This is a genomic window from Paenibacillus sp. GCM10027626, assembly GCF_042676285.1.
Taxonomy (GTDB): domain Bacteria; phylum Bacillota; class Bacilli; order Paenibacillales; family Paenibacillaceae; genus Paenibacillus_Z.
The window spans coordinates 1-17,413 of the sequence record NZ_JBHTHC010000020.1 but is presented as its reverse complement, the minus strand read 5'-3'; the positions used below and the strand labels follow the sequence as shown (position 1 = coordinate 17,413).

19 protein-coding genes and 1 rRNA gene are annotated in these 17,413 nt (G+C 49.8%); 18 read left to right on the top strand and 2 right to left on the bottom strand.

All coding sequences use genetic code 11. The features are described 5' to 3' along the window. The first annotated feature begins 21 nt into the window (after positions 1 to 21). The 10 genes from ACFQ0N_RS28965 (at position 22) to ACFQ0N_RS28920 (ending at position 6,575) form a co-directional block, all read left to right on the top strand. A complete protein-coding gene (locus tag ACFQ0N_RS28965; RefSeq protein WP_379333006.1) occupies positions 22 to 1,116 on the top strand; it encodes a Gfo/Idh/MocA family protein in 1,095 nt (364 codons plus the stop codon). After that, positions 1,109 to 2,107: a helix-turn-helix transcriptional regulator gene (locus tag ACFQ0N_RS28960; protein ID WP_379333004.1), complete on the top strand. Its 999-nt coding sequence runs from the start codon at positions 1,109 to 1,111 to the stop codon at positions 2,105 to 2,107. Before ACFQ0N_RS28965 ends, ACFQ0N_RS28960 begins: the two co-directional genes overlap by 8 nt. Before the next feature lie 577 nt (positions 2,108 to 2,684). After that, positions 2,685 to 3,236: an RNA polymerase sigma factor SigY gene (gene sigY / locus ACFQ0N_RS28955; RefSeq protein WP_379333002.1), complete on the top strand. Its 552-nt coding sequence runs from the start codon at positions 2,685 to 2,687 to the stop codon at positions 3,234 to 3,236. After that, entirely contained in the window at positions 3,233 to 3,625 is a 393-nt protein-coding gene (locus ACFQ0N_RS28950; protein ID WP_379333000.1) for a YxlC family protein, read from the top strand. Before sigY ends, ACFQ0N_RS28950 begins: the two co-directional genes overlap by 4 nt. Next, positions 3,613 to 3,837 (top strand): transcriptional regulator, encoded by a 225-nt coding sequence (locus ACFQ0N_RS28945; RefSeq protein WP_379332998.1) that lies wholly within the window; start codon positions 3,613 to 3,615, stop codon positions 3,835 to 3,837. Before ACFQ0N_RS28950 ends, ACFQ0N_RS28945 begins: the two co-directional genes overlap by 13 nt. A gap of 6 nt (positions 3,838 to 3,843) precedes the next feature. Next, entirely contained in the window at positions 3,844 to 4,053 is a 210-nt protein-coding gene (locus tag ACFQ0N_RS28940) for a PLD nuclease N-terminal domain-containing protein (protein ID WP_379332996.1), read from the top strand. Further along, entirely contained in the window at positions 4,050 to 4,970 is a 921-nt protein-coding gene (locus tag ACFQ0N_RS28935) for an ABC transporter ATP-binding protein (protein ID WP_379332994.1), read from the top strand. Before ACFQ0N_RS28940 ends, ACFQ0N_RS28935 begins: the two co-directional genes overlap by 4 nt. After that, a complete protein-coding gene (locus ACFQ0N_RS28930; RefSeq protein ID WP_379332992.1) occupies positions 4,967 to 5,752 on the top strand; it encodes an ABC transporter permease in 786 nt (261 codons plus the stop codon). The genes ACFQ0N_RS28935 and ACFQ0N_RS28930 overlap by 4 nt, the downstream gene beginning before the upstream one ends. A gap of 125 nt (positions 5,753 to 5,877) precedes the next feature. Further along, positions 5,878 to 6,090: a hypothetical protein gene (locus ACFQ0N_RS28925; protein WP_379332991.1), complete on the top strand. Its 213-nt coding sequence runs from the start codon at positions 5,878 to 5,880 to the stop codon at positions 6,088 to 6,090. Positions 6,091 to 6,194: 104 nt separating this feature from the next. Then, complete coding sequence (locus ACFQ0N_RS28920) at positions 6,195 to 6,575, top strand: ATPase (RefSeq protein WP_379332989.1); 381 nt, start codon at positions 6,195 to 6,197, stop codon at positions 6,573 to 6,575. A gap of 87 nt (positions 6,576 to 6,662) precedes the next feature. Here ACFQ0N_RS28920 and ACFQ0N_RS28915 read toward each other — a convergent pair whose 3' ends face one another. Continuing rightward, entirely contained in the window at positions 6,663 to 7,532 is an 870-nt protein-coding gene (locus ACFQ0N_RS28915) for a DUF4097 family beta strand repeat-containing protein (protein ID WP_379332987.1), read from the bottom strand. A gap of 207 nt (positions 7,533 to 7,739) precedes the next feature. Between ACFQ0N_RS28915 and gatC the strand changes: the two genes are divergently transcribed. The 6 genes from gatC (at position 7,740) to ACFQ0N_RS28885 (ending at position 15,431) form a co-directional block, all read left to right on the top strand. After that, the gene (gene gatC, locus ACFQ0N_RS28910) at positions 7,740 to 8,027 is read left to right on the top strand and encodes an Asp-tRNA(Asn)/Glu-tRNA(Gln) amidotransferase subunit GatC (RefSeq protein WP_379332985.1); all 288 of its coding nucleotides are present in this window, start codon (positions 7,740 to 7,742) and stop codon (positions 8,025 to 8,027) included. Between the two features lie 29 nt (positions 8,028 to 8,056). Continuing rightward, the gene (gene gatA / locus ACFQ0N_RS28905; protein WP_379332983.1) at positions 8,057 to 9,514 is read left to right on the top strand and encodes an Asp-tRNA(Asn)/Glu-tRNA(Gln) amidotransferase subunit GatA; all 1,458 of its coding nucleotides are present in this window, start codon (positions 8,057 to 8,059) and stop codon (positions 9,512 to 9,514) included. Positions 9,515 to 9,556: 42 nt separating this feature from the next. Next, positions 9,557 to 10,999 carry an Asp-tRNA(Asn)/Glu-tRNA(Gln) amidotransferase subunit GatB gene (gene gatB, locus ACFQ0N_RS28900; protein WP_379332981.1) on the top strand — a complete coding sequence of 481 codons (1,443 nt, stop codon included), beginning with the start codon at positions 9,557 to 9,559 and terminating at the stop codon, positions 10,997 to 10,999. A 104-nt stretch (positions 11,000 to 11,103) separates the two neighbouring features. Then, on the top strand, positions 11,104 to 13,065 hold the full coding sequence (locus ACFQ0N_RS28895; protein WP_379332979.1) for a DUF4097 family beta strand repeat-containing protein: 1,962 nt from the start codon (positions 11,104 to 11,106) through the stop codon (positions 13,063 to 13,065). Between the two features lie 49 nt (positions 13,066 to 13,114). Beyond that, positions 13,115 to 13,546: a peroxide-responsive transcriptional repressor PerR gene (perR, locus tag ACFQ0N_RS28890; protein WP_379332977.1), complete on the top strand. Its 432-nt coding sequence runs from the start codon at positions 13,115 to 13,117 to the stop codon at positions 13,544 to 13,546. A 154-nt stretch (positions 13,547 to 13,700) separates the two neighbouring features. Further along, positions 13,701 to 15,431 carry a glycosyl hydrolase family 18 protein gene (locus tag ACFQ0N_RS28885; protein WP_379332975.1) on the top strand — a complete coding sequence of 577 codons (1,731 nt, stop codon included), beginning with the start codon at positions 13,701 to 13,703 and terminating at the stop codon, positions 15,429 to 15,431. Positions 15,432 to 15,495: 64 nt separating this feature from the next. Here the strand turns inward: ACFQ0N_RS28885 and ACFQ0N_RS28880 are convergent, their stop codons facing one another. Next, entirely contained in the window at positions 15,496 to 15,855 is a 360-nt protein-coding gene (locus ACFQ0N_RS28880; RefSeq protein ID WP_379332973.1) for a DUF2614 family zinc ribbon-containing protein, read from the bottom strand. A gap of 206 nt (positions 15,856 to 16,061) precedes the next feature. On the opposite strand from ACFQ0N_RS28880, the gene ACFQ0N_RS28875 reads away from it, so the two are divergent. Together ACFQ0N_RS28875 and ACFQ0N_RS28870 are read left to right on the top strand one after the other, a co-directional pair. After that, positions 16,062 to 16,958 carry a nucleotidyltransferase-like protein gene (locus ACFQ0N_RS28875; protein WP_379332971.1) on the top strand — a complete coding sequence of 299 codons (897 nt, stop codon included), beginning with the start codon at positions 16,062 to 16,064 and terminating at the stop codon, positions 16,956 to 16,958. Positions 16,959 to 17,298: 340 nt separating this feature from the next. Continuing rightward, positions 17,299 to 17,413, top strand: a 16S ribosomal RNA gene (locus ACFQ0N_RS28870); the annotation flags it as partial.

The following is a 17,413-nucleotide window of genomic DNA, read 5'->3' as shown; positions in this document are numbered from 1 at the left end:
TGGGAAAGGGAGCGGTAAGGCATGGCAAATGATTTTAACCGGTCAGACGGTATGAATTACGCGCCGGTATCGGCCAATAAACCAAAGCCGGTCTGTGCGCCAGGTGAATTTGTATTCGCGGCAATGGCGCTCGATCACGGCCATATTTACGGACAATGCAATGGTTTGATTGAAGCGGGCGGAACTTTGAAGTGGGTCTACGATCCCGATCGGGCTAAAGTGGCCAATTTTGTAAAAACTTATCCGCAGGTGCAGGCAGCGGCTACTCCCGAAGTTATTTTGGAGGACGAGGAAGTAAAGCTGGTAGCGGCGGCGGCAATTCCATCGGAGCGCTGTGCGCTCGGCTTGCGGGTGATGGAACATGGCAAAGATTATTTTACAGATAAAACGCCGTTCACTACTTTGGAGCAGGTAGCTGCCGCACGGACAAAAGCGGCGGAAACAGGCCGCAAATATATGGTTTATTATAGTGAACGGCTCCATGTAGAGAGCGCAGTATACGCCGGGAAGCTTATTCAGGAGGGGACGATTGGCCGGGTCGTGCAGGTGATTGGCACAGGGCCGCACCGTTTAAGCAAACCTTCCCGCCCGGACTGGTTTTTCCGCAAAGCGCAGTATGGCGGCATTTTATGCGATATCGGCAGCCACCAGATTGAACAGTTTTTATTCTTTGCCGGCTGTAAGGACGCGCAGGTTATGCACAGCAAAGTTGCTAATTATAACAATCCGGACACCCCTGAGCTGGAGGATTTCGGGGATGCTACGCTGCTCGGCGACAACGGCGCGACCAATTATTTTCGCGTTGACTGGCTGACACCGGACGGACTGGGAACCTGGGGAGACGGACGCACCATTATTTTGGGGACAGACGGCTTTATCGAGCTGCGCAAATATATCGATTTGGCGCGCGATCCGAAGGGAGACCATGTTTATTTGGTTAACCATGAAGGGGAGCAGCATTATGCTGTCGGCGGTCAGGTAGGCTATCCGTTTTTCGGCGAGCTGATTCTGGATTGCTTGAACCGGACAGAGCTGGCGATGACGCAGGAGCATGCTTTTAAGGCAGGAGAGCTATGTATTATGGCGCAAAATAAAGCAGTCCGCATTAATGGGTAAAATGGGCAAGCAGCGCCCGGAGCAAACAGCGGGTGTTCTAATAATAAACCTGTCCCGGCAGACGTCTTCCGTGTTACAATCGGTGCATGATCTTAATGCGCCGCGGAAGGCGTTTTTGCCGGAGGTTGATGTTGTGCCGCATCATGCAGAATGGGAAAAGCCGATCGACCTTGGATACCGGGCCGATTCGATAATGCCGATTGCCCAGTTTCATTCGCATTCCTTCTATGAAATTTATTATTTTCAAGCGGGAGAGTGTACCTATTTAATTGGCGATCAGCTTATGACTTTGCGTCCGGGCGATCTTATATTGATGCATGGCATGACGCTGCATTGCCCCAATTCCTCGCCGCATGTTCCTTACATCCGCTCGATTATTCATTTTGATCCGGCATTTCTTTATCAAGTGCTGCAAAAGGGGACAGCTTCCCTGCTGCTTAAGCCGTTCGAGGAATTGCGCAATATTCGGCTATCTTTAGGCGAGGCCGAGCAGGCGCAATTCGAGAAGCTGCTGTCTGAAATGAATGAACTGCAGCAACGCGATCATTTGTTTTCGGCGTCTATGATATGCGACCGGTTTACTTTCCGTTTTTTTGATCTGCTTGAGCTGATTCGCGGCTGGTGTACAGCGCCTGTCAATGCTTCCGAGCACAGCTCGCTTAAGGAGCGCCATGTGCAAAACGTCGTTTCTTATTTGGAGGAGCATTACACGGAAGAATTGACGCTCGATCAGATTGCTGGAGCGCTGCATTTGACCAAGCCGTATTTATCGAATTTATTTAAAGAGGTAACGGGGACGACCGTTTTCAAATATTTGTACAACCGCCGGATCAATCAGGCCAAAATTTTGTTCAGGCTTGAGCCGGAGCGATCGGTGTCCGATGTAAGCAGGATGGTAGGCTTTCTGCATTTGGCGCATTTCAGCCGGTTGTTCAAGGCTGCAGTAGGCTGCAGTCCGGAGGTTTACCGCAAGCAGTTATCCCAAGCGTGATATAGCTGCGCGATACGGCATTCGTCTCATCGCATCCTCCACGGAGTCCTTGCCCGACTAAATGGATTTTTGCAGTTAGTTCTTGCTATCTTTTGCTGAATAGCCGATCTAAATGGAAAAACTGCCGTTAGAAATGGGGGATAGAGCGGGATGAGCTCGATTTCGTGCGAACTAGCTGCATGATTTACATTTAGATTGCCAAAGTCGGCTAATTTAGTTAAATCTACCTACATAAAATCCAGTTAAACGTCTATGCTGCTGCGCGGCGCCAAGTCATTCTTTTGCAAACTTAGGCAATCCATGCATCCACCTCTCATCGACACATAGATTGCAAACCTGCAAACTACCATTCTAACTAACTCCCTACCGTCTTCATTCTTACCGAAATAAGAAAACAGACCTCTGCATGAAGCATAAGCACGGGTCTGTTTTTGTTCCGCATAAGTTTACCCGTCCTCAAACGACTTCGATAGAAAGTTTTTCTCATTTGCAATGAACAAATCGGTATGGCTAAGCGTCATATTGCCGAGAACATAATTAACAACTAGAGAGCAAGAAGGGGGGGAGCGTGCAGAAGATGGCCGATTTTACAGCTGATCAGCCAAACGATAGCGATGAAGCAGAAATAGCCAGGCAAGCGATCCGCGGCAATGAGCAAGCGCTGGCTGTGCTGCTGCAGCGAAATTATCCCCTTTTATACCGGTATATGCTAAAGGTGACAATGAATAAAACGCGCGCTGAAGATCTTGTCCAAGAGACGATGCTGAAAGCAATTGAACGGATTGCTACCTATCAGCAGCGCTCCAAGTTTTCAACCTGGCTGATCGCTATTGGAACTCGTCTTTATATGGATGAAATGCGCAAACAAAGCCGTGAACGGAAATGGCAAAATGATGAGCAAGCATTGCAGGCAATTCGTTTTGATGTATCCCTTCAGCAGGCGGAGTGGCCTGAGGCGCTGGATGTGCTGGCCTCCCTGCCGTATGAGGTGCGCGTGCCGATTTTGCTCAAACATTACTATGGTTACGGTTATGAAGAAATAGCAGAGTGGATGAATATTCCGGTCGGGACAGTGAAATCAAGACTGCATAATGGTCTCAAGCAATTGCGAAAGGAGCTGAGGATATGAAGCGCAATGGCGAGAAAAAAGCCGGCACCCCCCGGCACGAAGCGGGCCATCGTCAGCACGAGCGGCTGGAAGAAGAGGAAGAGCTGTTTCAAAGGCTGCTTGGGCAGCCGCTGCAGCAATGGGACGAGGCCATCAAGCCGGATGTTCCTTCAATACAAGCGTTGACACAGCTGACGCAGCAGCACCGCAGCGATATGCGAAGAAAATTGTGGCGCGATCTGGTACTGCTCTGGATCGTTAGCGGAGTGTTGCTATCGGGTTTGCTCATTCTTGTTCAAGAGGATATCCGTTTGTTTGTCATCGTTCAGGTAACTGTGTTTGCTGCTGCCCTGCTGTTTCTTGTAGGTGAGCGCGTACACAGGGAGGTGCGGAGGAAGTGGACAAATTAAAGGACTACCCGCTGTGGGCGATTATTTTGTTTATTGTTGTCTATGTCATTTTAGCAGTTGCCCAGTCAACCTGGCTGTTTATTGATGCGCGCAAGCATGGCCGCTTTCCGTGGTTTTGGGGGATATGGGGGCTGATTCATATTCCGATGCCGACAATTGTTTATTTGTTATGGAGTATGCTTGACCGCACCAGAAAAAAGAAAAGGGGATAAGCACGAATGGACCATTTATCAAATACGCAGCTTGTATCCATCATCGCTCCAATCGTTTTGCTGCAAGTGGTGCTGATGATTATTGCGCTTGTAGTCTGTATCCGGGCGGAAGAGACGAATGGACCGCGCTGGATGTGGCTGCTGATTATTGTGTGCGGCAGCTTGATCGGCTCCATTTTGTTCTTTATTATTGGCAGGAGGTCGACATCATCATGACACTTATTACGGTAAAGGGATTGACCAAAAGCTTTAACGGAGCGAAGGTTGTGGACGGTATTGATTTTTCGCTCGGAGAAGGCCGCTGTATGGCCTTGCTTGGACCGAACGGCGCGGGCAAGACGACCACGCTTCGCATGCTTACCGGATTGCTCGCCCCGACGGCAGGCAGCATCCAGTTTCAAGGCTTAACGCCGCAGGCGGATCAACGGCAGCTCATCGGCTATTTGCCGCAAATACCTGCCTTCTATAGCTGGATGACTGGCCGGGAATATTTGCAATATAGCGGCAGGCTTTGCGGCTTAAAGCCGAAGGAAGTGAAGGAGCGGACGGAGGAGCTGCTGGAGCGTGTCGGAATTGCTGCGTCAGGCAAACGCCGTATTGGCGGTTATTCCGGCGGCATGAAGCAGCGGCTGGGGCTTGCGCAAGCGCTGATCCATCGGCCGAAGCTGCTTGTGCTGGACGAACCGGTGTCGGCGCTCGATCCAATCGGGCGCCGTGAGGTGATGACCTTGTTGCAGACATTAAAGCAGGAGACGACCATTTTGTTTTCTACTCATGTTTTGCATGATGCAGAAGCGCTATGTGATGATGTACTCATTATGCGTTCAGGCAAAGTGGCGGTCTGCGGAGATATTGCCGATATTCGCCTCGCTAACCGGCAGCCGGTGCTAGTCGTGGAGACGGCTGGCGACGACCGCTCTCTTGCCTGGATCAAGGGCTGGAAAGATGAGCGGTACGAATACGTTAAGGAGCTGGAGCTAACCGGAAGAGGAATGCGGCTTATCGTGTCAGATGTCGAGCATACCCGCAGGGAACTGATCCGGCAAATTGCAGCGCAGGATATACAGGTGTTAAAGCTGGAGATCGGGCAGACGACATTGGAGGATTTGTTTTTGAAGGTGGTGGGATCATGAATGTTTGGTTCGTTATGTACCGTAAAGAATGGCTGGAGCTGGTGCGATCTTATAAGCTGATATGGATACCGATCGTATTTTTGCTGATCGGGGCTTCACAGCCGGTCATGACTTATTTTTTGCCGGATATTATTGCGAACGCCGGAAATATGCCTGCCGGTACCGTCATTGAAATGCCTACTCCGCAGGCGCCGGAAGTGATGGCGCAAACATTGGGGCAGTTCGGCATGCTGGGGCTGCTTGTACTTGCCTTGGCCTGCATGGGCGCTGTTTCGCAGGAGCGCACAAGCGGCACGGCAGCGATGGTACTGGTCAAGCCGGTGTCCTATTTATCATTCGTTACGAGCAAATGGGCGGCGCTTATGACGCTTACCGTTCTATCTTTTAGTGCTGGCTACTGCGCATCCTGGTATTACACTAATGTTTTGTTTGCTGCTGTAAGCTGGCAGGCGGTGCTGGGCAGCCTGCTGCTCTTTGCGCTGTGGCTGATCTTTGTAGGGACAGTGACTGTGCTGTTCAGCGCATGGCTGAGGAGTGCAGCGGCGACTGCCTTCTCCGCGCTAGCGGTTGCGGTCGTACTGAACCTGACAGCGTCGCTCGCTCCGAAGCTGTTCGTCTGGAGTCCGGGCAGATTGTCAGAGCTCGCCTCGGCGCAGGCGATGAGCGGTCAGACGGAAGGAGTGTGGCTGGTCGTCGCCGTTTCCGTCGGCGGTATTATTTTGCTGCTTGGCCTTAGCGTCTTGCTGCTGCGCAGCCATCCATCGCTTGAGGCGGCTGCCTAAAAAATAAACCTTTCTCTAAATAAAAAATGGAGAAAGGTTATTTTTTGTCTTGAATGTATCAGTGATACATATTAGTATGAGTGATATATTTGATATTTTTTGTGGCGAGGGGTGTGTTTTCAACAATGGATCTGAAGCTTGGCGTCAATCTTGGTTTTGCCACCAATAAATATTTGACGACGATGCGGAAGTCGCCGTCAGACCTGGGAAGGCATGCGGTCGGCAAGCTGCTGGAGCGGCTGCGGGAGAAGGAGAAAACGCCGGGATCACATAAGCTGGCCGCGCAGCTTGTCGTTCGCGACAGCGTAGCCATTTTGCCCAATCTGCCGCCATCTTAATGATAAGAATCTGCTGCCGCTTGCTCTATCTAGCGGTTTTCGCTATTATATTGGAATAGCAGGATGATAGAGTGACAAGGATAACGAAGGCAGGAGTGACATATATGCTCAAACTCGGGCAGAAGGTCGTCATTATAGCAGATCAGTTTGAACAGAATCTTCCAATCGGAGAATATGGATATATCATTGCCTATGACCGCAATGCTGACAATGTATTCGATTATGTGCTGCGCATTCCAAAGACAGGGCGTAATTATTATGTGCCGGCGAGCGATATTGAATTGGAAGAGGTGTTGTTTCAGCTGGAAGCTGACCGGATCGAACGGGAGCTTCTCATCGATTATGCGCTGGCAACCCATAACGAAGCTTTGTTCCGGCGGATTATGAATGGAGAAGAAGCTGAGAATGAAGAGGGCGACAGCGGCAAGGAAGTCCAGAGCCGCGAAGAATTTATTCGCCAAGTCAATTTGAAAGCATGGATATAGCTAACCCTCATAACGCGTCGCCGTACTCGTTATGATATGGAAAACGAGCCAGCAGCAATCGCCGCCGGCTCGTTTTTGTTTCAACCTTTAATCTGCTGTATTGACCTTAATAATGCCAACGGCGGTTTGTACTTTTATGAGCGGACCATCAGTGCTCTTGACGCCTTCGACAGTCCTCCGGGATTTGGAATTGAAATCCGCCTGCCAATTGGTCTCGATATTGCCGACATCTGTGGAAAGATCCAGCTTGAACTTTTCCGGCTCTTTCAGCGTCTCCACAGTTACGGCACCGACATCGTTACTAATGGTGAGATCGTCCTGAATGGTCTCATTTTTAACGTTGACTGCCCCTGTATTATTCTTGACTTCAATGGCTCCGGTTACGCCGCTCAGGCTGACAAGGCCGACTGAATTTTCAATTTTCGCTTGCTTTACAGCGGCGTTATCCACCTCAACTTCTCCCGCATCTGTCGAAATATTCAATTGCTGGCCATCAACGTTGCTGTAGCTGATTTTGCCGACATTGCTCTGAAGATCAAGCAGCTGGTAGTCATGCTCCGGCAGCTTGACAACCACCTCGGATTTATGGGTTTTGTACGTTTCCACCAGATTAAGGCTGAGCTTCTTCTTGCCCTTGATGGAGACGTTTAGTTCGTCACCTGCGGACTGAACGTTAATATCGAAATGCTCCTGCAGATTGTCCGATGCTGTATCCAGATTGATGTGAGCAGATGAATCGGTAGACGGTTCTACACGTACAGCAAACAAGTCGGTGGCAATTTTCACTTTGGAAAATGCTTTGTCGATGGACAATTCCTGACCCTTGTAGAGTGTCTGGATATTGCTGTCATTGGATGGGGTGCTGTTTGCCTCGGATTTTGTGCTGCAGCCGGCAATTAGCAGAGTAGTGGTCAATGCCAGCATTGGAATAAAATGACGTCGTTTTTTTCTTAACATCTATGAGCTCCTCCTGAAACCTCAATTGAGTTGATTTTAAATTCGGGTTGTTTTCTCCAGTGTATTCAAGATGGGAAGCTCAGCCAACGGTCCAAGGAATGGAATTAACCTAGTCCAAAGTCCAGTATATCATTGAGTTAGCCCCGCCGATTACGCTATAATATGAAGAATGTGAGCATCATCGAAAAGAGGGAGGGTTATGCGCCCATGAGTATTACAGTGAAAGATGTTGAACATGTTGCTAATCTGGCACGGCTGGAATTGTCGGAACAAGAGAAGGAGCAGTTCACTGAACAGCTGAATGCTATTTTAAAATATGCGGAGAAGCTGGGAGAGCTGGATACAGATAATGTGGAACCGACGAGCCATGTGCTGCCGGTTATGAATGTGATGCGGGAAGATCGTGTTCACGAGTCGGTGACACAAGAGACAGCACTGAAGAATGCGCCGGACGAGGAAGACGGTCAATTCAAAGTGCCTGCAGTATTGGAATAATAGCTGAAAGTTGAAGGGAGGAACGACTGTTGGCACCATTTGATTTACGCTTGCAGGAGCTACACAATAAATTGACGGGCAAGGAAGTATCCGTTACCGAGCTGGTCGATGCGTCGTACAAGCGGATTACTGAGACAGACGAATCAATCCGGGCTTTTCTGACATTAAATGAAGAGGGCGCCCGCAGCGCTGCTGCTGAACTGGACAAGCAGCTTCAGGAAGGCGGGGAGCGAGGCCTTCTGTTTGGCCTGCCTGCAGGAATTAAAGACAATATTGTAACGGAGGGGCTGCTCACTACTTGCGCGAGCCAGTTTCTGAGCAACCACAATCCGATTTATGACGCCACGACGGTGCGTAAACTGCGCGCTGCGCAAGCGGTGACGATCGGGAAACTTAATATGGATGAATTCGCGATGGGCGGCTCCAATGAAAATTCGAGCTTCTATCCGACCCGCAATCCGTGGAATACCGATTTTGTTCCCGGCGGGTCCAGCGGCGGCTCTGCGGCGGCAGTAGCGGCAGGGCAAGTCTATTTCTCGCTTGGCTCCGATACAGGCGGTTCAATCCGTCAGCCGGCCTCCTACTGCGGCATTGTCGGCATGAAGCCGACATACGGGCTTGTATCCCGCTATGGGCTCGTTGCCTTCGCTTCATCGCTGGACCAGATCGGTCCATTGACTAAAAATGTAGAGGACGCCGCGTACGTACTGCAGGCTATTGCCGGTTACGACGAAAAGGACTCGACCTCTGCCAATGTGCCGATTGCTGACTATGTCAGTGCTCTGACAGGAGATGTCAAAGGTTTGCGCATCGGTGTGCCGAAGGAGTATTTGGGACAAGGCATCGATCCGGCAGTCAAAGAAGCGGTAATGGCTGCTTTGAAGGTGTATGAGGATATGGGAGCTGTATGGGAGGAAGTTTCGCTTCCGCATACGGAATACGCGGTGGCAACCTATTATCTGCTCGCTTCCTCGGAGGCGTCCTCCAATTTGGCGCGCTTTGACGGTGTACGCTACGGCGTGCGTGCCGACAACCCGGATAATCTGATCGATCTGTACCGGAAGTCGCGCAGCCAGGGCTTCGGCGAAGAAGTGAAACGGCGGATTATGCTCGGCACTTATGCACTCAGCTCGGGCTATTATGACGCCTATTACTTAAAAGCGCAAAAAGTGCGGACACTTATTAAACAGGATTTCGACAACGTATTTGAAAGCTTCGATCTGATCGTTGGCCCGACAGTACCGACGACCGCATTCCGTATTGGCGAGCAGATCGGTGACCCGCTGACGATGTATCTCAACGATATTTGTACAATTCCGGTGAACCTGGCTGGTGTGCCTGCTATCAGCGTACCGTGCGGTTTCGCAGACGGTATGCCGATCGGGCTGCAAATTATCGGCAAGGCGTTCGATGAATCGACGGTGCTGCGCGCCGCACATGCATTCGAACAGCAAACAGAGCATCATAAACAGCGTCCGCAGTTGTAAACTGAACCTGGATGCGTTAAGGAAGCGGAGGGTAAATAAGCGATGTATGAACCGAATAAATATGAAATGGTAGTCGGTCTGGAAGTGCATGTTGAGCTTCATACGGAGAGTAAAATCTTCTGCGGCTGCTCAACTTCCTTTGGCGCTCCGCCGAATACACACACATGTCCCGTCTGCCTGGGGCATCCCGGCGTGCTGCCGGTGCTTAACCGGCAGGCTGTAGAGTATGCCATGAAAGCGGCCATGGCGCTGAATTGTCAAATCGCCGACGTCAGTAAGTTTGACCGCAAAAATTATTTTTATCCGGATTCACCAAAAGCGTACCAAATCTCGCAATACGACCAGCCGATCGGAGAAAATGGCTGGATTGATATTGAAGTGAACGGTGAGATGAAGCGGATCGGAATTACGCGGCTTCATCTTGAGGAGGATGCGGGCAAGCTGACGCACGTCGATGGCGGCTTTGCCTCCTTGGTCGATTTTAACCGTGTCGGCACGCCGCTCGTGGAAATTGTTTCCGAGCCGGACATACGTTCAGCGGATGAGGCAAAAGCTTACTTGGAGAAGCTGCGTTCGATCATGCTTTATTGCGACGTGTCGGATGTGAAAATGGAAGAAGGCTCGATGCGCTGCGACGCGAATGTCAGCATACGGCCTTTCGGGCAAGAAAAGTTCGGTACGCGCGCTGAGCTGAAAAATATGAACTCCTTCCGCGGCGTGCACCGCGGCCTGGAGTATGAATTTATGCGCCAGTCAGACGTGCTCGATAGCGGCGGCCAGGTTGTGCAGGAAACGCGCCGCTGGGATGAGACGCAAGGAAAAACCTTCTCCATGCGCAGCAAGGAAGAGGCGCACGATTATCGCTACTTCCCGGACCCGGATCTGGTGCGCATCGAGATCGACGAGGAATGGAAAGCGCGTGTCCTCGCTTCGATCCCTGAGCTGCCGGATGCCCGGAAAGCCCGGTACACGAGCGATTACGGCCTGCCTTCCTACGATGCCGATGTCATTACCTCTTCGATCAAGCTGGCGGATTTCTTCGAGGAAAGCTTGAACTATACGAAGGATGCCAAAGCGGTTGCCAACTGGATTATGGGCGACCTGCTCGGTTATTTGAATGCCAACGGGCTGGAGCTGGGAGATGTAAAAATTACCGGCCAAGGGCTTGGCGAAATGATCGGACTGATGGAAAAAGGCACAATCAGCAGCAAGATCGCCAAGACCGTCTTCAAAGCGATGCTGGAGAGCGGCAAGCTCCCGCAGCAGATTGTTGAAGAGCAGGGACTTGTACAAATTAGCGACGAAGGTGCAATTGCTGCGGTAGTAGAGCAGATTGTAGCGAAAAATCCGCAGTCTGTGGAAGATTTTAAAGCAGGTAAAGAAAAAGCGATCGGCTTCCTTGTCGGACAAGTGATGAAGGAAACGAAGGGGAAAGCGAATCCGGCGCTAGTCAACAAGCTGCTGATCGAAAATTTAAAACAATAAGTTTGCGGCAGCGTGCCCGGTCTATGATGGACGGGCGCGCTGTTTTTTTAAAATATGATACAATAACAGCAAATGCTAGGTAAGTGCGACAGGGGGGAGCGGGGATGCAGCAGCAGAAGAGGAAGAAACGGCAGTATTGGCGCGTTGCACAGTTATGTTCCTTCCTTATCCCCGGCGGCGGTCATTTGCTTCTAGGCTCGCCATTGAAAGGCCTGCTCATTCTGACAGGGACGCTGATCGACCTGGCGGCAATGGTAAGATATGCGAGCGAGGGGAACGGGAATTATACACTTCTTATTGTGTACCTTGGACTGGCTATCCCCGTTTTCTGGTTTTACAGTGTATTCGACATGCTGCAATTGACTGCCAAAATGAGGGCTAAAGAGGAGCAGGAGCCTGAAATTCCAGTGCAGACAGGCAAAGGGCTGATGCTGCAAGGGTTCATCCTTGCTATAATGGGATTATTATTGCTTATTTTGGTGCATAAAGTATCAGTACGAACCTATTGGCTTAGCCAAGCAGGTATCTATGCTCCAGGAATCAGCCTTGCTGTTATCGCAGCATTGCTTGTCATTTATAGGGGGAAGACGATGTTCAAAATGGGGCGTCTTACTGCAGCGGCTGTTATTTTGACGGTTGGGGGCTTGCTTTTATCGGATCAAATTCAGCACAGAAATGATATAGAGCTGCTTGGTCAGTGGTGGCCGGCTGCATTTGTCCTGCTTGGACTTGAAGTGGTGGTCTATGGTCTCATTTACCGCTCCAGCAGCAAGCGTCTGTCCTTTGACCTGGCCGGAAGCTTTCTGGCGGTTGTCATAGCGGTTGCGGCTTTTGGGGTTACACAATATGCTGCTATGCCTTTTCGCTGGCTTGACCAGTGGAAGGATAATTTGGCTGGAATGGTCGGATTCAGTGAAGAGAAGGGATTTAAGTATGAGCTGGAAATGAAGCGGGTTCCACTGCCGGCCGAGCTTACGGCTATTGAGGTGAACAATCCGAATGGCGAGGTTCAGATCAAGCCGGGCGATGTAGAACGCATTGAAATCCGTACGGTGATGTGGGTGGATTCCTCCGATGAGAAGGAAGCGCAGGAAGTGAAGGCTAATTCGGAAATCGCCGCAAGCGAGGGCGATACTCTCGTGATCGAGGCTAAAGGCGCGACTTATGGCGTGAGCAATAGCCGGAAGCCGCGAATGAATATGGTGATCACTATTCCGGCCCAATCGCAATTTGTTGTACGGCCTGCACCTGCACAGCAAGCAGGTGAAACTTTTGATGAGCCGGTTTCGTCAACATCAGTAAGCGAGGCCGAGCAGACTGACGGGACTGAGGGACAACAGCCAGGAGACATGGCAGAGGGAGCGCCGTCTGCAGATAGCGAAGCAAATCCGGAAACGGAAAAACCGGAGGAAGCTGCAGTATTATCGACTGAGCTGGCGATTTCCGTAAGCAACGGTACAGTAAAGGTTGCCGGACTATACCTGCCGGGCGGCCTTAAGGTTAAAATGGCAAATGGAGAAATTGCCATCCACGATCTGGAGGGCAATGTAACGGCAGAGACGAAGAATGGCAGCATAGAGGCTGCAGACATTGCCGGAAATGCTCATCTGGAAACATACAACGGCAATGTGTCGGCAGCGCGGATTACGGGCAATCTGGAAGGATCGACTTTGAGCGGCAGCATGAATGTGGCTTATATTGAAGGTAAAGTCGAGGTCGCGACGAAAAATGGACAAATTGACATTAAAGAAGCGCTATCCTCGGTGAAGGCAGATACATTGAACGGCGATATTGCGATTGCCAGCTCTACCGTAGGCGGCAATTGGAACATCGACAGCTCTATTGGCGAGATCAGGCTGATGATTCCTGACAATGGCAGCTATTCCGTCAACGGCTCGGTTACATTCGGCACCATTGCGACTGATTTGCCGCTTGATGCAAGCAAGAAGACCATCACTGGGGAAATCGGCGGCGGCGAATTCCGGATTAATGTAAATGCCAATAGCAGCATAACGGTAAATCGTTACAATCCGCATGCAGAAATACCGCTTTCATTGACAAAATGAAAAGCGAACACGTAAAATAGTCCTAATGAAGCAGAAAGGCGTGAAGAGCATGGACGCTACCGTTGAACAAGCACTTGAACAATTGAAAAGTACAGGCGTCCGTATGACTCCGCAGCGTCATGCTATCTTGAGTTTTTTGATGGGGTCGCTGAGTCATCCGACTGCCGATGAGATTTACAAGGCGCTTTCACCTTCTTTTCCGAGCATGAGTGTAGCGACAATCTATAACAATTTACGTCTATTTGTTGATGCAGGGCTCGTGCGCGAATTGACATATGGGGACGATTCGAGTAGATTTGATGCCGACTTGTCGGAACATTATCATGCCATATGCAAGTATTGCGGTAAAATTGTAGACTTTGACTACCCGCCATTGACTGAAGTGGAGCACGCGGCGTCACGTGAGACAGGTTTTCAGGTGGAAGGGCATCGAATGGAAATTTACGGGCGTTGTGCAGAGTGCTCTAAATTGCATTCGTAAGTAGCGTGCAGGAGGAAGGGGGATCCCGACTTTCTGCACGTTTTTTTTGAAACTTTAAGCTTACGCTGCTAAGAGGAAGAACTTGCCTTGCGCCATGAACGGCGTCAGCCGTTTCTTCTTAGCGATATACGAATCAGGAGGAGAACTTATATATATGGCAACAATGGGGAAGCGGCAGCGAAGCCGGCGAAAGAGCGGCGGAGGCAGAGGGTTTGTCCTACTTTACGGGTTGGCGGTAGTAATTGCTGCAGGATGGTTCGGCTGGCAAAAATATGTGCCGAATCAGACGCTAGAGAAGCCGCAGTATGGAATGGAGTATCCGATTATCATTCATGGTGAAGTTATGAAGGACGGAGCGATTACAGAAAATGGGCTTGTTAAGCTGCCGTTGTCCGTTTTGCAGGAAAAGCTTGGGTTAAAAGATTATATCCGTTATGAAAAGCGCAGCGGTTCGATTATTTTGACCAATACCGATAAGGTGCTCCGTTTAAAAACGAACTATTTGACAGCGACGATTAATAGTAAGCCCTATGAGCTAAGAGTGGCGGCGGAAGTGCAGGGGGACAGAGTCTATATACCGGTTGCTCCCTTGGAGGAGTTGTACGGCCTGAAGGTGGAATTGCATGATGAGACGCGGATTGTTACCGTAACTCGGGCAGGGGAGGCTGTACAGTCAGCGGTTCCGAAGGATGACAAGAAGGTCATTCGCCATGATGCGACTATTCGCGCACCCATTGCCGAACGGCTGGCCGCTAATAGCGAAGTTCGCATTTGGGGAGAGCGGGACGGATGGTATGTTACACAGAGCGCTAGCGGACATGTCGGTTATGCGGCAAAAAGCGATCTGAAGCTGACTGAAGTGGAACAAATCCCTTATCCGGCAAAAGAGGAGCCTTTCGTCGCTTGGAAAGTAGCCGGAAGCAAAATCAATATGACATGGGAAGCCGTCTATCAAAAGAACCCCGATCCGGCAAAAATAGGCGCATTGACCGGTGTCAATGTAGTTTCCCCGACCTGGTTCGAGCTGCTTGATGACACTGGCAAGCTGAAAAGCAAAGCGGATAAAGCCTATGTTGAATGGGCGCATAAGAAGGGGATGCAAGTATGGGCCGTATTCAATAATGGATTTGAGCCGAAACGCACGACCAGTGCGCTTGCCGATGCCGACAAACGCTTTTATATGATTCAGCAGCTCATATCTTTTGCCAAGATGTACAATTTGCAAGGCATTAATATTGATTTTGAAAATGTGGTCACGTCCGACAAAGAGAATTTGATTCAATTTATGCGGGAAATGACGCCGCTTCTTCATGAGCAAAACCTTGTCGTATCTATTGATGTCACACCTAAATCGAATAGCGAAATGTGGTCCAAGTTTTTGGATCGCGCCGCTTTGGGCCAAATTGTAGATTATATGATGCTGATGGCGTATGACGAGCACTGGGCGTCCAGCCCGAAGGCGGGTTCGGTAGCGTCCTTGCCATGGGTGGAGCAAGCAATCCTGAAAATATTAGAAGAGGACAAGGTGCCGCCGGCAAAAATGGTGCTGGGAATGCCGCTTTATACAAGAATCTGGACGGAACAGAAGGATGAAGCGGGTGCCATTAAAGTCAGCTCAAAAGCGGTGGGCATGGAGACGATTGAACAAATTTTGAAGGAGCGCAAGCTGAAGCAGGTATGGGATGAGGCTGCTGGCCAAAATTATGTGGAATATAAAGAGGATGGCGCTTTAAAGCGGATTTGGCTTGAAGACAAAGTGTCCGTACAGGCACGTGCGGCGCTAGTAAGAAAATATGGATTGGCTGGCGTAGGTACATGGCAGCGGACATTCCAAGTTGATCATATTTGGGGCATCATTCATGAAGCATTAAATAAACGTCCATAAAAAAGGGAAGACCGCCTGGATCATTAATCATCTTCGGCGGTCTTCCCTTTTTGTTCGCGGCTTCCTACACGTCTTGTACTGGCTTTGACGGCGGCTGTTGAGTAGCCTGTGCAGGATCCAGCGTCAGCATCGTTTTGCAATACATACAGCGGTCAGTCTTTCCCAACATCTTGGTTTGGCGGTTGCATTCCGGGCATACCAGCATGGTTGCGCTGGTGGAAAGCATTCCGGCCCAAAAATAGACAGCGACACTGCCGAGCATGGCGATCATACCGATGACCATAAAGATGCCGGCAAAAATTTTGCCAGCTTGTCCCCAGAATACGATGCCCGCGGTTCCTAAAACCATTAGCCCCATTCCGAGCAGAGTGAGCAGAAGTCCCCACAGCCGGAATTCATTAATTTTGCTGGATTTGAAAAACATCGACGGTTCCTTTCTGACAGCGGTTGACGATTTCCTTCATAGAGAGTCGGGCCCGTAAAACAACTGGATATGCAAGGCTTGCTTCTCAATGGCCTATGAATTTGATTCTATGGAGCAGGAAACCGGATAACCGTTGTCGAACAAGAAATTAAACTGTTAAATCATTATAGCTCAAACTGTACAATGAAGCTATATGGGGGATCGACGTGGAACATACTAAGAGGCATTTTCAAAAAATGTTCAATCAAAATCAGAATGTTATCGGTTTGACGGCGATAGAAAATCCATATCGGTTTAGTCCGCTCATTGATGGGCTTGACCTGCTCTTGCTCGTCATCGTACATGATGCTGGACATGTCCCGGCTATCGAGCATGTGCGATTCGGCGACAAGCATATCCAGATTCGCCGGGTGACTCCAATAACGCTGGAGCATTGGATAAAGAGCGGCGAGAACCGAAGTGCAGTACAGTGGCTAGTCCGGGGGGAAGTCTTGGTGGATCGGGACGATTACTTAATTCAACTGCGCAAAAAGTTATTGTCGTTCCCCGAGGAGTTGAGAGGACGAAAACAACTGATTGAATTCGGAAGTTTTATCCGAACTTACCTGCAGGCGAAGCAGGATCTTCAGGAAGGGAATTTGCTGGATGCGTACAGCGGCACATTGACCGCGCTTCATCATTGGGCCCATATCGCGCTCATCGAGGAAGGGCAGCACCCGGAATTGACAGTTTGGCGGCAAATGCGTCGTTTTAACCCGGGCATCTATAAATTATATGAGGAACTGACTGTAAGCCCTGAGACGCTTGAACAGCGTGTGCGTCTTGTACTGCTTGCCTGCGAGTTCTCAGTAATGAATAAGATGAAGTCGTGCTGCCAACTGCTGTTTTCAATATTGGCCAGCCGAGAGGAGCCTTGGGCAATTATTGAATTGCAGGAGCATCCATTGCTTGCGGATTTGCATGTGGACCTGTCGCTGCTGGTGCAAAAGCTGGTTCAGAGAGGATATGTGCATGAAGTAGCGATGATGCAAGAAGAGTCCGCTGAAGTATTGGAGCTAAGGTATCGCTGCGAACCATCAAAAAATATTGCAGAAGCACGGTAGGCCGCTGCCGTGTTTCTTTCTTGCCTGACTCTAATAAACTCTATTCCTATCAACCAAACAAAAGAATAAAAAACAGTTGACGCAATGCGAGAAACTATGGTAAGTTATTGATTGTCGCTTTTGAAGACAGCAAAATGCAAGAAAAAATAATTTTAAAAAAAGCTTGCATTGATATAGGCGAATGTGATATATTATAAAAGTCGCCGCTGAGAGCAACGGCAACAAAGAAAAGAAGATTTGTTCCTTGAAAACTGAACAATGAGCGAAACTGTCAATTCGCAAGAAAACAAGTAATGAGCTAATAAGCTTATTCATGAATAGAAGTTTACGGACTTCAACTTTTATGGAGAGTTTGATCCTGGCTCAGGACGAACGCTGGCGGCGTGCCTAATACATGCAAGTCGAGCGGAGCAGAAGAGAAGCTTGCTTCTCGGAAGCTTAGCGGCGGACGGGTG

Excerpts from the sequence above, each read along its gene's own strand:
- perR (WP_379332977.1), top strand. The coding sequence starts at position 13,115 with ATGGACGCTACCGTTGAACAAGCACTTGAACAATTGAAAAGTACAGGC.
- ACFQ0N_RS28950 (WP_379333000.1), top strand. The coding sequence starts at position 3,233 with ATGAAGCGCAATGGCGAGAAAAAAGCCGGCACCCCCCGGCACGAAGCG.
- ACFQ0N_RS28965 (WP_379333006.1), top strand. The coding sequence starts at position 22 with ATGGCAAATGATTTTAACCGGTCAGACGGTATGAATTACGCGCCGGTA.
- ACFQ0N_RS28930 (WP_379332992.1), top strand. The coding sequence starts at position 4,967 with ATGAATGTTTGGTTCGTTATGTACCGTAAAGAATGGCTGGAGCTGGTG.
- sigY (WP_379333002.1), top strand. The coding sequence starts at position 2,685 with ATGGCCGATTTTACAGCTGATCAGCCAAACGATAGCGATGAAGCAGAA.
- gatC (WP_379332985.1), top strand. The coding sequence starts at position 7,740 with ATGAGTATTACAGTGAAAGATGTTGAACATGTTGCTAATCTGGCACGG.
- ACFQ0N_RS28885 (WP_379332975.1), top strand. The coding sequence starts at position 13,701 with ATGGCAACAATGGGGAAGCGGCAGCGAAGCCGGCGAAAGAGCGGCGGA.
- ACFQ0N_RS28960 (WP_379333004.1), top strand. The coding sequence starts at position 1,109 with ATGGGTAAAATGGGCAAGCAGCGCCCGGAGCAAACAGCGGGTGTTCTA.
- ACFQ0N_RS28915 (WP_379332987.1), bottom strand. The coding sequence starts at position 7,532 with ATGTTAAGAAAAAAACGACGTCATTTTATTCCAATGCTGGCATTGACC.
- ACFQ0N_RS28935 (WP_379332994.1), top strand. The coding sequence starts at position 4,050 with ATGACACTTATTACGGTAAAGGGATTGACCAAAAGCTTTAACGGAGCG.
- ACFQ0N_RS28940 (WP_379332996.1), top strand. The coding sequence starts at position 3,844 with ATGGACCATTTATCAAATACGCAGCTTGTATCCATCATCGCTCCAATC.
- ACFQ0N_RS28880 (WP_379332973.1), bottom strand. The coding sequence starts at position 15,855 with ATGTTTTTCAAATCCAGCAAAATTAATGAATTCCGGCTGTGGGGACTT.
- ACFQ0N_RS28925 (WP_379332991.1), top strand. The coding sequence starts at position 5,878 with ATGGATCTGAAGCTTGGCGTCAATCTTGGTTTTGCCACCAATAAATAT.
- ACFQ0N_RS28895 (WP_379332979.1), top strand. The coding sequence starts at position 11,104 with ATGCAGCAGCAGAAGAGGAAGAAACGGCAGTATTGGCGCGTTGCACAG.
- gatB (WP_379332981.1), top strand. The coding sequence starts at position 9,557 with ATGTATGAACCGAATAAATATGAAATGGTAGTCGGTCTGGAAGTGCAT.
- ACFQ0N_RS28920 (WP_379332989.1), top strand. The coding sequence starts at position 6,195 with ATGCTCAAACTCGGGCAGAAGGTCGTCATTATAGCAGATCAGTTTGAA.